The 14,602-nt window shown below is 71.3% G+C and carries 14 protein-coding genes and 1 tRNA gene; 10 read left to right on the forward strand and 5 right to left on the reverse strand.

Features of this window, described 5'->3' with window-relative positions; translation table 11 throughout:
* The first annotated feature begins 9 nt into the window (after positions 1–9).
* The 5 genes from ABZT74_RS02475 to ABZT74_RS02495 all read left to right on the forward strand — a co-directional run bounded on the left by ABZT74_RS02475 (position 10) and on the right by ABZT74_RS02495 (position 3,824).
* On the forward strand, positions 10–1,044 hold the full coding sequence (locus ABZT74_RS02475; RefSeq protein WP_356433375.1) for an ATP-binding cassette domain-containing protein: 1,035 nt from the start codon (positions 10–12) through the stop codon (positions 1,042–1,044).
* A complete protein-coding gene (locus tag ABZT74_RS02480; protein ID WP_355872270.1) occupies positions 1,041–1,682 on the forward strand; it encodes an ABC transporter permease in 642 nt (213 codons plus the stop codon). Before ABZT74_RS02475 ends, ABZT74_RS02480 begins: the two co-directional genes overlap by 4 nt.
* A complete protein-coding gene (locus ABZT74_RS02485) occupies positions 1,682–2,344 on the forward strand; it encodes an ABC transporter permease (RefSeq protein WP_356433064.1) in 663 nt (220 codons plus the stop codon). Before ABZT74_RS02480 ends, ABZT74_RS02485 begins: the two co-directional genes overlap by 1 nt.
* A gap of 13 nt (positions 2,345–2,357) precedes the next feature.
* Positions 2,358–3,293 (forward strand): ABC transporter substrate-binding protein, encoded by a 936-nt coding sequence (locus tag ABZT74_RS02490; RefSeq protein ID WP_356172221.1) that lies wholly within the window; start codon positions 2,358–2,360, stop codon positions 3,291–3,293.
* A 93-nt stretch (positions 3,294–3,386) separates the two neighbouring features.
* The gene (locus tag ABZT74_RS02495) at positions 3,387–3,824 is read left to right on the forward strand and encodes a hypothetical protein (RefSeq protein ID WP_355872273.1); all 438 of its coding nucleotides are present in this window, start codon (positions 3,387–3,389) and stop codon (positions 3,822–3,824) included.
* A 513-nt stretch (positions 3,825–4,337) separates the two neighbouring features.
* Here ABZT74_RS02495 and ABZT74_RS02500 read toward each other — a convergent pair.
* Positions 4,338–5,732: a cystathionine beta-synthase gene (locus ABZT74_RS02500; RefSeq protein ID WP_355872276.1), complete on the reverse strand. Its 1,395-nt coding sequence runs from the start codon at positions 5,730–5,732 to the stop codon at positions 4,338–4,340.
* A 144-nt stretch (positions 5,733–5,876) separates the two neighbouring features.
* Here ABZT74_RS02500 and ABZT74_RS02505 point away from each other — a divergent pair, with 144 nt between their 5' ends.
* From ABZT74_RS02505 to ABZT74_RS02515, 3 genes are all read left to right on the forward strand, one after another.
* Positions 5,877–6,905, forward strand: coding sequence for an SGNH/GDSL hydrolase family protein (locus ABZT74_RS02505; protein ID WP_356172224.1), 1,029 nt, complete (start codon positions 5,877–5,879; stop codon positions 6,903–6,905).
* 730 nt (positions 6,906–7,635) lie between these two features.
* Entirely contained in the window at positions 7,636–8,856 is a 1,221-nt protein-coding gene (locus ABZT74_RS02510; protein ID WP_356172227.1) for an acetyl-CoA C-acetyltransferase, read from the forward strand.
* Between the two features lie 294 nt (positions 8,857–9,150).
* Positions 9,151–9,957 (forward strand): hypothetical protein, encoded by an 807-nt coding sequence (locus ABZT74_RS02515; protein WP_356172230.1) that lies wholly within the window; start codon positions 9,151–9,153, stop codon positions 9,955–9,957.
* A 60-nt stretch (positions 9,958–10,017) separates the two neighbouring features.
* Here the strand turns inward: ABZT74_RS02515 and ABZT74_RS02520 are convergent, their stop codons facing one another.
* Complete coding sequence (locus ABZT74_RS02520; protein WP_355872286.1) at positions 10,018–10,329, reverse strand: hypothetical protein; 312 nt, start codon at positions 10,327–10,329, stop codon at positions 10,018–10,020.
* 104 nt (positions 10,330–10,433) lie between these two features.
* On the opposite strand from ABZT74_RS02520, the gene ABZT74_RS02525 reads away from it, so the two are divergent.
* Positions 10,434–10,664: a DUF4287 domain-containing protein gene (locus ABZT74_RS02525; RefSeq protein WP_355872289.1), complete on the forward strand. Its 231-nt coding sequence runs from the start codon at positions 10,434–10,436 to the stop codon at positions 10,662–10,664.
* A gap of 107 nt (positions 10,665–10,771) precedes the next feature.
* Here ABZT74_RS02525 and ABZT74_RS02530 read toward each other — a convergent pair whose 3' ends face one another.
* From ABZT74_RS02530 to ABZT74_RS02540, 3 genes are all read right to left on the reverse strand, one after another.
* A complete protein-coding gene (locus tag ABZT74_RS02530; protein ID WP_356172236.1) occupies positions 10,772–11,653 on the reverse strand; it encodes a Bax inhibitor-1/YccA family protein in 882 nt (293 codons plus the stop codon).
* A 215-nt stretch (positions 11,654–11,868) separates the two neighbouring features.
* Complete coding sequence (locus ABZT74_RS02535; RefSeq protein WP_356433066.1) at positions 11,869–13,074, reverse strand: 4-hydroxybenzoate 3-monooxygenase; 1,206 nt, start codon at positions 13,072–13,074, stop codon at positions 11,869–11,871.
* A 144-nt stretch (positions 13,075–13,218) separates the two neighbouring features.
* A tRNA-Leu gene (locus ABZT74_RS02540) sits at positions 13,219–13,301 on the reverse strand.
* Positions 13,302–13,717: 416 nt separating this feature from the next.
* Between ABZT74_RS02540 and ABZT74_RS02545 the strand changes: the two genes are divergently transcribed.
* Positions 13,718–14,488 carry an ABC transporter ATP-binding protein gene (locus ABZT74_RS02545; protein ID WP_355872296.1) on the forward strand — a complete coding sequence of 257 codons (771 nt, stop codon included), beginning with the start codon at positions 13,718–13,720 and terminating at the stop codon, positions 14,486–14,488.
* The last annotated feature ends 114 nt before the right edge of the window (positions 14,489–14,602 follow it).

The raw sequence follows: 14,602 nt of genomic DNA on the forward strand, positions 1-14,602 counted from the left end.
GGACACCTCATGATCCAGTTCGACGCGGTCCACAAGCGTTTCCCGAACGGCACGACAGCAGTGCACGACCTCTCCCTGGAGATGCCGGAAGGGGGCGTGACCGTTCTCGTCGGATCTTCCGGTTGCGGTAAGACGACCACCCTCAGGATGGTCAACCGGATGGTCGATCCGAGTTCCGGCACCATCCGCGTCGGCGGCAAGGACGTCCTGGAGCAGGACGCCGCCGAACTGCGCCGCTCCATCGGCTACGTCATCCAGCAGTCGGGGCTCTTCCCGCACCGCACCGTGCTGGACAACGTTGCCACCGTGCCGCTCCTCCTCGGCTGGGGCCGCCGCAAGGCACGCGCCCGGGCCGCCGAGCTGCTGGAGACCGTCGGGCTCGCGGCCGACACCGGCGCGCGGTACCCGCACCAGCTCTCCGGCGGTCAGCAGCAGCGCGTCGGCGTGGCCCGCGCGCTCGCCGCCGACCCGCCCGTCCTGCTGATGGACGAGCCCTTCGGGGCGGTCGACCCGGTGGTGCGCACCCAGCTCCAGGACGAGCTGCTCCGCCTCCAGAAGGACCTGAGCAAGACCATCGTCTTCGTCACGCACGACATCGACGAGGCGGTCCGCCTGGGTGACCGGATCGCGGTCTTCCGCACGGGCGGCCACCTGGTGCAGTGCGCGTCCCCCGCCGAACTGCTGGCCCGCCCGGCCGACGACTTCGTCGCCGACTTCCTCGGCGCCGAACGGGGACTGAAGCTGCTGTCCCTGAAGACGCTCGCGGACGTGCCGCAGGGCCCCGCCCCGCAGGGCACCGGCTGGGAGCTGGTCCTGGACGGCGCCCGCAGGCCCCGGCACTGGCGCGACGGGGACACCGAGATCCCCGTCCGGCCGCTGAAGGACACCGACTCGCTGCTGCGGGCCCTCGACGAGTCGATCGCCTCCCCCACCGGACTCGTCGCCCGCGTCGACGCGGCCGGGGTCCTCACCGGCGTGACGTCCCGCGACGACATCCACGAGCGCGCGGGCCTCGCCCACGCGGAGGCGAGTGCCGCCATATGACCATCGACTGGTCGTGGATCGGCGACCACACCGACGACCTCACCTCCCTGACCGTCTCCCATCTCGAAGCCGCGCTCTCCGCCGTCCTGTTCGGGCTGCTGATCTCGCTTCCGCTGGCCGTTCTCGCCCACCGCGTCCGCCCGCTCCGGGGCCTGCTGCTCGGGCTCTCGAACGTCCTGTTCACGATCCCCTCGATCGCGGTCTTCGTGCTCCTGCTGCCGGTCAGCGGTCTCACCCGCACCACCACCGTCATCGGCCTGACGATCTACACCCTGGTCGTCCTCCTGCGGAACACCGTCGAAGGGCTCGACTCGGTGCCGGCGAAGACCCGGGAAGCCGCGAAGGCCATGGGGACGCGCCCGCTGCGCGTCCTGCTGACCGTCGAACTCCCCCTCGCCCTCCCGGTGATCATGGCGGGCGTGCGGATCGCCACGGTCATGTCGATCTCCCTGGTCTCGGTCGCCACGTACATCGGCGACGGCGGCCTCGGCCAGCTCTTCACCGACGGATTCCAGCGCGACTTCCCGACGCCGGTCGTCGTCGGCGTCGTCCTGACCCTGCTGCTGGCACTGGTCGCGGACGCGCTGCTGGTGGCCGTTCAGTACGTACTCACCCCGTGGACGAGGCGGCGAGCCTGATGTTCGAACTTCTCAGGAACCTCGGCGCGTGGCTGGTCGACGGCGACCGGTGGACCGGCTCCGACGGCATCGCGCACCGGCTGGCCGAGCACCTCCAGTACTCGCTGCTCGCCACCCTCGTGGCCACCGCGATCGCGCTCCCGGTCGGGCTGCTCATCGGCCACACCGGCAAGGGCGCCTTCGTCGCGATCAACCTCTCCTCGTTCGGCCGCGCCCTGCCGACCGTCGGCCTGGTCGTCCTCGTCTTCCTGGCGAGCGGCCTGTCGATGTGGCCGGTCTACATCGCGCTCGTCGCCCTCGCGGTCCCCTCGATCGTGACCAACACGTACGCCGGGATGACCGCCGTCGACCCGGACGTGAAGGACGCCGCGCGCGGCCAGGGCATGCGCGGCCACCAGGTGCTGTTCCAGGTCGAGCTGCCCCTGGCGCTGCCGCTGATCATGACGGGCCTGCGGCTCGCGCTGATCCAGGTGGTCGCGACGGCGACGATCGCCGCGTACGTCTCCTTCGGCGGCCTCGGCCGCTACGTCTTCGACGGCCTGGCCCAGCGCGACCTGGTGCAGGTCCTCGGCGGCGCGGTGCTCGTCGCCGCGGTCGCCGTCGTCCTGGACCTCGCCCTGTCCGCGCTGCAGCGCGTCATCCTCCGCCACCGCCCCGCCTAGGAGCCCACCTCTCATGAACCGTCGTACCCTCCTCGGCGCGCTCGCCGGAGCGGCCGTCTCCGTCCCCGCGCTGTCCGCCTGCGGCAGCGGCATCACCTCCCTCGACGGCGGGGGTTCCTCCGCCGGCGGAGGCGGCTCCAGCAAGGGCGGCGTCACCATCGGCACCGCCAACTTCACCGAGAACCAGGTGCTCGGCCATCTCTACGCCGCCGTCCTGAAGGCCGCGGGCGTCAAGACGACGGTCCGCCCGAACCTCGGCACGCGCGAGATCCTCATCCCGGCGCTCAAGGGCGGCGACATCGACCTGCTCCCCGAGTACCAGGGCGCCCTGCTGCACTACCTCGCGCCGAAGTCGAAGGTCACGGAGGAGGGCGAGATGCAGAACGCCCTCGCCGTGGCCCTCCCCGCGGGCCTCCAGATCCTTCCGTACGGCCTGGCCGAGGACTCGGACGCCTTCGTCGTCACCCGGGAGACCGCGCGGCGGTACCGGCTCGCCTCGCTGGCCGACCTCGCCCGGCAGAACGGCAGGCTGGTGATCGGCGCCGCCCCCGAGGTGAAGACACGCCAGGTCGGCGCGGTCGGCCTCAAGGACGTGTACGGGGTGGAGTTCAAGGAGTTCAAGTCCCTCGACTCCTCCGGTCCGCTGGTCAAGGGCGCGCTGAAGAAGGGCGACGTCGACGTGGCGAACCTCTTCACCACCGACACGGACATCCGGGCCAACGACTGGGTGGTGCTGACCGACCCGAAGAACCTCGTCCCGGGCCAGCACATCGTCCCGCTCGTGGCCGACCGCAAGGCCGACTCCACGGTGCGCAGGGCGCTCGCCCGGCTCGGCAACGTCCTGACGACCGCCCAGCTCACCGAGCTGAACCGCCAGGTGGACAAGGACAAGAAGGACCCCGAGGACGTGGCGAACACGTACGCCGAGCGGCACGGGCTGTCCGCGTAGCGGCCGAGGGGACGGGCGCCGGGGGTCCGCCCCGCCGTAACAGGGGGGCTAACCCCAGTGCCACGGGGCCCGCGGCTGCCTAACGTGAGGGGCATGACCGGTATGGATGCCCGCCACGGCGACGCCGAACTGAAGAAGGAACTCGACGCCACCCTGCACGCGCGCAGGGAGCTCGGCGACGAGTACGAGTCCGCGCTCGTCGACTCGTTCCTGGAGAAGGTCGAGCAGCACCTCGACGGGACGGTGGACCGCCGGGTGCGGCGCCAGCTCGCCGAGCAGCAGATGGTGGCGGCGCGCGGCGCGCGTTCGCCGCAGTCGTCCGATTCCTGGGGCGAGCGGTTCGGCTTCGGGATCGTCTCGCTCGTGCTCGCCGTCCCGCTGTCCGCGATCGGCGGCGGGGTCGCGGACCTGCCCGGGCTGCTCGTCGCCTGGGGCGGCATCGTGGGGGTGAACGTGGTGCAGGCCGCCCGCCTGTCCCCGAACTTCTTCCGCCGCCGCACGTCGGGGCGGGAGTCGGACTGGGAGGACTAGAGGACTAGAGGGCCTGGAGGGCCTGGAGGGTCAGGGGGGACCAGGGGGGACCAGGCGGACCTCGGGGCCAGGGGGACGGACAGACGCGAGGGCCCGGCACTCGATGCGAGTGCCGGGCCCTCGTGACGTGTTGCGCGGGGACCGCCGCACCCCCGTTACCGGGGGGCGGGACGACGGCGGTCCCCGCGAGGGACGCGTGCCGGGTCAGGGCCGGGCGTGCGCGTCCTTGGCGTCCATGGAGGTCCGGGAGCCGCTCCGGAGGTCCTTGGCGCCGTTTTGGCGTCGGCCGGGGCGGGGAGCCGCTCCCGCCCTGCCGACATCCACCAATGTGCCGGACGCGTGTTAAGCGGGTGCTGCGCGGACGTGACGCGCTCGTACCACTTCCGCGAAGTTCGGCCGGACGCGGCGGGAAGATCCATCGGATGATCCGGCGGGTGATCCGCCACCGGTCGGTCGATCGAACAGACGCACGGCGCCGAGACGGTGCCGTGCGTCCTGAACTGCCGGTCCGGACTACTGGCGGACGCCGCCCTTGGCCAGGAAGGACAGCAGGTCCTGGCGGCTGACGACGCCGGTGGGCTTGCCCTCGACCAGCACGATCGCGGCGTCGGCGGTGCCCAGCACGGTCATCAGGTCGCCGACCGGCTCACCCGAACCGACCTGCGGCAGCGGCGCCGACATGTGCTTCTCCAGCGGGTCGTTCAGCGAGGCCCGCTGGGTGAACAGCGCGTCGAGCAGCTCGCGCTCCACGACCGACCCGATGACCTCGGCGGCCATCACGTCGGGGTGGCCGGCGCCCGGCTTCACGATCGGCATCTGCGAGACGCCGTACTCGCGCAGCACCTCGATGGCCTCGCCGACGCTCTCCTCCGGGTGCATGTGGACGAGGGAGGGGATGGAGCCGTGCGCCTTGTCCCTGAGCACGTCGGCGACGCGCGCGTTCGGGCCGGTGTCCTCCAGGAAGCCGTAGTCGGCCATCCACTCGTCGTTGAAGATCTTGCTGAGGTAGCCGCGCCCGCTGTCGGGGAGCAGCACCACGACGACGTCGTCCGGGCCGAGGCGCTCGGCGACGCGCAGCGCGGCGACCACGGCCATGCCGCAGGAGCCGCCGACGAGCAGGCCCTCCTCCTTGGCGAGGCGGCGCGTCATCTGGAAGGAGTCCTTGTCGGACACGGCGACGATCTCGTCGGCGACCGTACGGTCGTACGCGGTCGGCCAGAAGTCCTCACCGACGCCCTCGACCAGGTACGGGCGGCCCGAGCCGCCGGAGTAGACGGACCCCTCGGGGTCGGCGCCGATGACCTGGACCGCGCCGTCACTGGCGTCCTTCAGGTACCGGCCGGTGCCGGAGATGGTGCCGCCGGTGCCCACGCCCGCGACGAAGTGGGTGATCTTCCCCTCCGTCTGCGTCCACAGCTCGGGGCCGGTCGAGTGATAGTGCGAGAGGGGGTTGTTCGGGTTGGAGTACTGGTCGGGCTTCCAGGCTCCGGGCGTCTCACGGACCAGCCGGTCGGAGACGTTGTAGTACGAGTCCGGGTGCTCCGGGTCGACGGCGGTGGGGCAGACCACGACCTCCGCCCCGTACGCGCGCAGCACGTTGATCTTGTCGGTGGAGACCTTGTCGGGGCACACGAAGATGCACTTGTACCCCTTCTGCTGCGCCACGATGGCGAGGCCCACACCGGTGTTCCCACTGGTCGGCTCGACGATCGTGCCGCCCGGCTTGAGGGCGCCGCTCTCCTCCGCGGCCTCGATCATGCGCAGGGCGATGCGGTCCTTCACGGAACCGCCGGGGTTGAAGTACTCGACCTTCGCCAGGACGGTCGCCTGGATGCCCGCGGTCACGTTGTTGAGCCTCAGCAGCGGGGTGTTGCCGACGAGGCTGATCATCGAGTCGTGGAATTGCACCGTTGTCTCCGGAGCTGCGTTTTTGACAGGAATGGTCCCGTCAGCCTACGGCCCTGGGCAGGCGTTCACGCCCCGTTGAGATTGGCCGACCTCCTCTTCGGGGCAAGCAGTGGTTGTACGGCTACGAGGAGGTGGCGGCGACGGATGTCGAGCTTGTCGAGGGCGAGGGTGGCCCGGCGGATCGCTGCGGGAGCGGCGTACGGCGGTGGCGGGGTCGGGCTGGTGGGCGCGGCGGCCGTCGGTCTGGTGCTGGCGGAGGTGCAGCTGGCGAAGCGGCACGTGGGCAACGGGCACGCTCCGTACGCCCCGCGCGCGGACGGTCTCTACGGGTACGACTACGCGGGCGCCTCCCCTGACGAACCGCCGCTGCGTCTGATGATGCTCGGCGACTCGACGGCCGCGGGCCAGGGTGTGCGGCGGGCCCGCCAGACGCCGGGCGCGCTGCTGGCGTCGGGGCTCGCGGCGGTGGCGGAGCGGCCGGTGGAGCTGTGCAACGTGGCGCTGCCGGGTGCCCAGTCGGACGACCTCGACCGGCAGGTCGCGGTGGCCCTGACGGACAGCTCCCAGGTGCCGGACATCTGCGTGATCATGGTCGGCGCGAACGACGTGACGCACCGGATGCCGCCGACGCGTTCCGTACGCCATCTGTCGGCGGCGGTACGGCGGCTGCGGACGGCGGGGGCGGAGGTCGTCGTCGGGACGTGTCCCGACCTCGGGACGGTCGAGCAGGTCCAGCAGCCGCTGCGGTGGCTCGCCCGGCGGGCGTCCCGTCAGCTGGCCGCGGCGCAGACCATCGGCACGGTCGAGCAGGGCGGGCGCACGGTGTCGCTGGGCGACCTCCTGGGACCCGAGTTCGAGGCGAATCCGCGTGAGCTGTTCGGTCCCGACCACTACCACCCCTCCGCCGAGGGGTACGCGACCGCGGCCATGGCTCTGCTGCCGACGGTGTGTGCCGCGCTGAGTCTGTGGCCGGCCGATGAGGAGCGGCCGGACGTCTCGCGCAACGAGGGGTTCCTGCCCGTCGCGCGGGCTGCCGCGGAGGCGGCGTCCGAGCCCGGCACGGAGGTGGCTGCCGCGATGCCCACGGGGCCTCGCGGCCCCTGGGCCCTCCTCAAGCGCCGCCGTCGCCGCCGCCTCCCCGCCACAGACCCGACCCCGGCCCCATCGCCCTGACCCGAACCGCCACGCGCCCAGCCACCTGGGCCCAACGCCGTATACCGGCGGCGGGGACTGCCCCCACAGCTCCCCGCCACCCCGGACCATCCCCGTCCGCGGCCCCGCTGTGCCCGATCGCGCAGTTCCCCGCGCCCCCTGAACCCCGCACCCCGCTCGTACCCGGCTGCGGCCACGCGTGGGCTGATCGCGCAGTTCCCCGCGCCCCTAGGCATCCCACCCCGGCCGGCACCAAAAATCCGACCCCGATGACCGCCCTCCACCCCCACCGTTCCCGGCTGCGGGCCCGCTGTGCCCGATCGCGCAGTTCCCCGCGCCCCTGAACCCCGCTCGTACCCGGCTGCGGGCCCGCGGGGGCTGGGCGCGCAGTTCCCCGCGCCCCTGAACGGCGCGCCCTGCTCGTACCCGGCTGCGGGTACGCGTGGGCTGGGCGCGCAGTTCCCCGCGTCCCTCCGTGTCTCACCGGCGCGGGGAAAATTCAGCCCCTCCGGCGATTGAGGAGCGGGGTCTGGGGCGGAGCCCCGGGTGGGGGACGACACCAGCTCGGGGCCACCCGGCAAGGGAAGGTGAGCAAAACACCCCCCTACCCCCCAAGGCGCCCCCGCCAGAAAAAAGCAAGCGCTTGGAAAGTGCGGCCCGTGTCACACGTCGAGACCGGTGACCCGGGAGGTACGTACGGGTAACTTCCCAAGCAGCCCTGCACACATCCCAGAGCGCCAATGGAGCCGTGATGCCCGAAGCCGTGATCGTCTCAGCCGCCCGCTCCCCGATCGGCCGCGCCTTCAAGGGCTCCCTGAAGGACGTGCGTCCCGACGACCTGACCGCCAAGATCATCGAGACCGCGCTGGCCAAGGTCCCCGGCCTCGACCCGAGGGACATCGACGACCTGATGCTCGGCTGCGGCCTCCCCGGCGGCGAGCAGGGCCACAACCTCGCCCGGATCGTGGCCGTGCAGATGGGGATGGACCACCTCCCCGGCTGCACGATCACCCGTTACTGTTCCTCCTCGCTGCAGACCTCCCGCATGGCCCTGCACGCCATCAAGGCCGGTGAGGGTGACGTCTTCATCTCGGCGGGCGTGGAGATGGTGTCGCGGTCGATCAAGGGCACGTCCGACGGCATGCCGGACACCCACAACCCGCTCTTCGCCGACGCCGAGGCCCGCACGGTCGAGGTCTCCCAGTCGGAGGGCTCGTCCTGGCACGACCCGCGCGAGGACGGCCTGATCCCGGACGCGTACATCGCGATGGGCCAGACCGCGGAGAACCTGGCCCGCCTCAAGGGCGTCACCCGCCAGGACATGGACGAGTTCGGCGTGCGCTCGCAGAACCTCGCCGAGGAAGCCGTCAAGAACGGCTTCTGGGAGCGGGAGATCACCCCGATCACCACGCCGGACGGCACGGTCGTCAGCAAGGACGACGGCCCGCGCGCGGGGGTGACGCTGGAGGGCGTCCAGGGCCTGAAGCCCGTCTTCCGCCCCGACGGCATGGTCACCGCCGCCAACTGCTGCCCGCTGAACGACGGCGCCGCCGCCCTCGTGATCATGTCGGACACGAAGGCCCGCGAGCTCGGCCTGACCCCGCTCGCGCGCATCGTCTCGACCGGCGTCACCGGCCTGTCCCCCGAGATCATGGGCCTCGGCCCGGTGGAGGCCAGCAAGCAGGCGCTCCGCCGCGCCGGCCTCACCGTGGGCGACATCGACCTGTTCGAGATCAACGAGGCCTTCGCCGCCCAGGTGATCCCGAGCTACCGCGACCTGGAGATCCCGCTGGACAAGCTGAACGTGAACGGCGGCGCCATCGCCGTCGGCCACCCCTTCGGCATGACCGGCGCCCGCATCACCGGCACGCTCATCAACAGCCTCCAGTTCCACGACAAGCAGTTCGGTCTGGAGACCATGTGCGTCGGCGGCGGCCAGGGCATGGCGATGGTCATCGAGCGCCTCAGCTAGGACAATCGTGAACTCCCGTTGCCCTGAGGGTGACGGGGGTTGAACGCACGGTGACCGAATCGGCCCAGACTCCCCCAACCACCGGGACTCTGGGCCGATTTGTGATCCAATCCCATCCAAGATGTGACCTATGTCCCTCCCGACAGGCGTTCGCGCAGGTCAAAGTGGTTACGTGGTTAAACCCCGGCCCCAAAGTCCTGTCCCATTTGTGACGTTACGCACTGACAGTTTGGTGGTTCGCCCTTCAAGCTGATGTAGGAAGTCGGGGGCCGACTTTGAACCGGGAGTACGTCAGTGAGCGCCATGCCGATTGCTTTGCTGCTCACCACCGCCGCCACCGCGGCCGTGGGCGTCGCCGCTCTGCGCACCCTGCGGGGTCTGCGCCGGCAGGTCGCGGCCCTGCACAACGAACTGGCCGAGAGCCGCGCCGGTGACGCGCGCGGCCTCGTGCCCGCGGCGCGTGGAGCGGCCGACGCGGACGAGATACGCACCGCCGTGGCCGAGGCGCTCGCCGAGGAGCGGGAGCGCGAGCTCGCCGAGGCGCGGGCCTTCTGGGCCGCCCAGGAGGCGCGGGACGCCTCCGACGCGCCCTCGCTGCTCGGACTGCCCGACAGCGAGCTGTTCCTGCCGCGTCACTCGGACTTCGCGGGCCTGGAGCCCCTGGAGCCGGTGACCGAGGCCGGTCCGGACGTCGAGGACTTCCTCCAGGGCGGCACCTCCGGTGACTCGCCCGAACTCGCCGCGGCCCGCCGCCGGCACCCCTCGCACCCGGACTTCGTCCCCGTCCAGTCACCCGTGGTCAACGACCACGAACGCACGGTGGCCTGCCTGGAGGAGCTCGCCGAGTCCCGTACGGAGCTGGCGGACGTCCGTCCCGGCCCGCTCGGAACGCTCGACGTCTACGTCTTCGCCGACGGCACCACACTGTGCATGACCCCGGGCCACCGCGAGACCGCCGAGCAGCTCGCCGCCGCGCTGGACGCCGGTGAGGCCCCGGTCCTGCTGGGCGGCTCCGGCGTCTCGGGCGCCTACGCCCTGACCTTCGCCTTCGGCGAGGAGAACGTGTACATCCTGGCGGACCGCGTCATAGCGTCGCTGTGACGTCCGCGCCAGGAGCGCGCCGCCGAGCACCACACCGCGCGCCGGAGTCGATCCCGTGGATCAGACCCCGGCGCGTTTCTGTGCCTCCGCGACGAGCGTGACCGCCTCGGCCAGTTCGTCCTCGTCCTTCAGTACGAGCGCCAAGTCGTGCGCGGCGACGGTGATTTGGTCGGCGGCCGCGAACATCCCGGCGTCGGGCATCTCCCGCGGCTCGCCCGAGGGGTCCTCGACCCGCTGGGTGCGCAGTGCGAACTCCCTGGCCAGGCCCAGTGCCTCGGCCGCGGCGCCGCGTTGCAGGCGGCTCTGCGGCGCGGCGCGCAGCCGGTCGGCGAAGTGGTCCACGGCTCGGGTCAACGGCGTCGTATCCAGCACGCCGCGAGACTACGCGCAGCGGCGGGACTGTTGCCAACAACCCAACGCTCAGGCACGGTGGCGTGAAGGACCGGCTTACATCCCCTTTGCGTCCGGAGGCGCCGATGTCCCACGTCTTCTCCGAGGAGACCCATCGCAATCTGCTCGCCCGCATTCCCCATTGCACCGGTCGTGAGATCTCCGACTGGATCCGCACCGTCGACGAAGGCCCCTCCCTCTTCCGCTTCGAGGAGAAGGTCAGCTGGCTCCGCGCCGAGCACGACCTCGCGTACGGCCACGCGAAGGCGATCATCCACGAGTACGACCTGAGGAGGGCCGCGCGCAAGCTCCTGTGAGCGCGCGCACCACCGAGACGACCGGCACCCACGACGAAGGGCCCGCGAACCGGTGAGGTCCGCGGGCCCTTCGTGTCGACGGACGGCCGCCGGGGCCGCCTGCTCGACTAGTCGTCGCCGCTGAAGATGGCGACCAGCCGCAGCATCTCGACGTAGATCCACACGAGCGTCAGGGTCAGGCCGAACGCGGCCAGCCATGCCTCGTCCTTCGGCGCGCCGTAGGCGATGCCGTCCTCGATCTGCTTGAAGTCGAGGGTGAGGAAGAAGGCGCCGATCAGGATCGCCAGGATGCCGACGATCGCGCCCAGCGGGCCGTTGCTGCGCAGACCGCCGTCCGGTGCGACGCCGAAGGCGACCAGCAGCAGGTTCACCGCCAGGACGACGACGAACGCGATGGCGATGGTCATGCCGATGCGCGCGTACCGCGCGGTGACCCGGATCCAGCCCGCCTTGTAGACGAGGAGGGTGGCGCCGGTGACCGCCATGGTGCCGAGCACGGCCTGGAAGGGCGCGCCGGACCACTGCGAGTTGTACATCTCGCTGAGGACCCCGAGGAAGACACCCTCGAAGGCGGCGTACCCGATGATCAGGGCCGGTGTGGCCTTGCGCTTGAACGACTGCACCATCGCCAGCACGAAGGCGACGAGCGCCGAGCCGATGGCCAGGCCGTAGCTGGTGCTGGAGACCGGCAGCAGCGCCCAGGCCAGGACGGCACCCACGACGACGGTGCCGAGGGTCATGGCCGAGCGCAGGACGACGTCGTCCATCGTCATGCGGCCGGCGGAGGCCGGGGCCTGCGGCGGAGCGCCGTACTGAAGGTCCTGCTGTGCGTACGGGTTCTGCGCGTAGGGGTTGCCGCCCTGCTGGGCGTACGGGTTCCCCTGCGTGCCGACAGCGGGTCCCCCGGCCTGCGGCGCCGCGTTGAAGCCCGCGTAGCCGTTGTCGCGGCTGAACCCCCGTCGCGAGAAGACCGGGTTACTGCTCCTCATTTCACTCCTCCATGGCCACCCTCAGTGGCCTTGGCTCAAGAGTAATAGGTAGGCAAAGGACTGACCCTAGTGCTTGGGGAGGATCTTTCCCTTGTGGTGCCACCGTACGCGTGTGCCCCCACGCACGCCCGCACTGGTACGAAGCCGTGACCACCGGCTTCCGAGAGGTCTCGTGCCCTGTCAAGCAGCCTTGATCCCCTCTTATTCCGCTTCGTCTACGACCCGGGCGTCCCGCCCGGTGACGCGGCCTCGAAGGGGAAGCCGGTGTAGCCCTCCGCGAGGTCCGCCGCGGCCGACCGGGAGGCGGCGAACCGCTCCAGCCGGGCGAGCTGGAGGCGGTCCTCGAAGGGGCTCGCGGAGGGGTCGCGGTGCAGCAGGACCGTCATGTCGTACGAGAACCGCTCGGCCTGCCAGACCCGGCTCAGACAGGTCTCGGCGTAGGAGTCGAGCAGGGCGGCCGATCCGGTGTCCCGGAGACTCACGAGGGCGCGGGCGAAGGTCACGACGTCGCCGACGGCGAGGTTGAGGCCCTTGGCGCCGGTCGGCGGCACGATGTGGGCCGCGTCCCCGGCGAGGAAGAGCCGGCCGTGCCGCATCGGCTCGTGGACGTGGCTGCGCATGGGGGTGACGGACTTCGCCGTGATCTCGCCCCGGCGCAGCCGCCGGCCGTCGGTGGTCTCCAGGCGCCGGTCCAGCTCGTCCCAGATCTCCTCGTCGCCCCAGGACGCGGGGTCGGTGCCCTCGGGCACCTGGAGGTAGAGCCGGGAGACGGTGGGCGAGCGCATGCTGAGCAGGGCGAAGCCGCGGTCGTGGCGGGCGTAGACGAGTTCGTCGTGCGAGGGCGGCACGTCGGCGAGGACGCCGAGCCAGGCGAAGGGGTAGGTCCGCTCGAAGACGCGGGTGAGCGCGGCGGGCACGGCCTTGCGGGCGACGCCCCGGAAGCCGTCGCAGCCGACGACGTAGTCGCACTCCAGGACGTCCTCGCGTCCCTCGTACCGGAACCGCACGCGGGGCCGGTCTCCCTCGGCGCCCTCCACGGCCAGTGCCTCGGCCCCGAAGAGCAGCGGGCCGCCCTCGTCGAGCTGGAGCGCGATGAGGTCCTTGCACACCTCGGTCTGCGCGTACACCATCACCGACCGTCCGCCGGTGAGGGCCGGGAAGTCGATGCGGTGGCGCTGTCCGGCGTACCGCAGCTCGATCCCGTCGTGGCGCAGCCCCTCCCGGTCCATCCGCTCCCCGGCGCCCGCCGCGCGGAGCACGTCGACGGTTCCCTGCTCCAGGATTCCGGCCCGCTGCCGCTGCTCCACATAGGCGCGGTCCCGGCTCTCCAGGACCACGGCGTCGATCCCGGCGCGGTGCAGCAGCCGGGCCAGCAGCAGTCCGGCGGGACCGGCCCCGACGATCCCCACGGTGGTACGCATCGGCACGTCCCCTCATCTCCCTTTGTTCGTCTGGTGAAATTTCCTTCACCTTTCTCCCGGGAGTCTCCGCCGCCGCACGACCGCTGTCAACGGTTCGCCCCGGAGGGCGCGGGAAGGTACGGGAGAGCGCGAGGAGATCGGAGGTGCCCGGAGCCGGACTTGAACCGGCACGCCCGCGAGGGGCAGCGAGGTTTAAGCTCGCCGTGTCTGCATTCCACCATCCGGGCAGGCCATGGGCTCCGCATCGAGATTCCGAGCCTATCGGGGCCCGTCCCCCGAACAGCGGGCGGGCGGACCGATGTTGTCTTATTTTATTGACGTCTGAGGGTGCATCAGCACCCGGTACGGGCCATCAGCACTTGCCAGCAGCCTTCCGGACGGTCTCGGCCCCCGTATACGGAATGACGGAATTTCACCGTCCGGGCGGAGCCGGCCCCGGTCGCGCGGGCGCGGCCTCCGGTGGAGCGCGACCCGGAGGACCCTCAGGGCAGACCCGTCATCCCCAGGTATGACACAACGGCTCGCGGTGCGACCGGAGTCTGCCCCCGGAACCGGAACAGCGGCTGACTCCGGGGCGCGGATCGGCACGGACGATGGAATCCGTCCCTCGCACATCTCGTCGTCCCGACAGGAGCACCCTCCCGTGACCACCACTCCCCTCGCCGGTACAAGCACCGCGGTCGCAGCCCGCGCCACGGAACTGTCGAAGGTCTACGGGCAGGGCGAGACCCAGGTGGTCGCCCTCGACCAGGTCTCCGTCAGCTTCCGTCAGGCCGAGTTCACCGCGATCATGGGCCCGTCCGGCTCGGGCAAGTCCACGCTGATGCACTGCGTGGCCGGCCTGGACACCTTCTCCTCGGGGTCGGTGCGCATCGGCGACACCGAACTCGGCTCCCTCAAGGACAAGCAGCTCACCAAGCTGCGCCGGGACAAGATCGGCTTCATCTTCCAGGCGTTCAACCTGCTGCCCACGCTGACCGCCCTGGAGAACATCACGCTGCCGATGGACATCGCGGGCCGCAAGCCCGACAAGCAGTGGCTGGACACGGTGATCCGGATGATCGGCCTCGCGGACCGGCTGGGCCACCGGCCCTCCCAGCTCTCCGGCGGCCAGCAGCAGCGCGTCGCGGTGGCCCGCGCCCTCGCCTCCCGGCCCGACATCATCTTCGGCGACGAGCCGACCGGAAACCTCGACTCGCGCTCCGGCGCCGAGGTCCTCGGCTTCCTGCGCAACTCCGTACGGGAGTTGGGGCAGACCGTGGTGATGGTGACCCACGACCCGGTGGCCGCCGCCTACGCGGACCGGGTCGTCTTCCTCGCCGACGGCCGGATCGTCGACGAGGTGTACGAGCCGACCGCCGACTCCGTCCTCGACCGTATGAAGCAGTTCGACGGCAAGGGCCGCACCAGCTGACCCCGGCCGGGCGGCCCACCCGGACACCCCGGACCCCGGCCCCGGCACCCCGCACCTCCTCGGCGGCCCCGCACCCCTTCCGCGCCCGCTCGCGGCTTCCCGCGCCCTCCTGCG

Source organism: Streptomyces sp. NPDC005302 (genome assembly GCF_040607345.1).
In the GTDB taxonomy this organism is placed as follows: Bacteria; Actinomycetota; Actinomycetes; order Streptomycetales; family Streptomycetaceae; genus Streptomyces.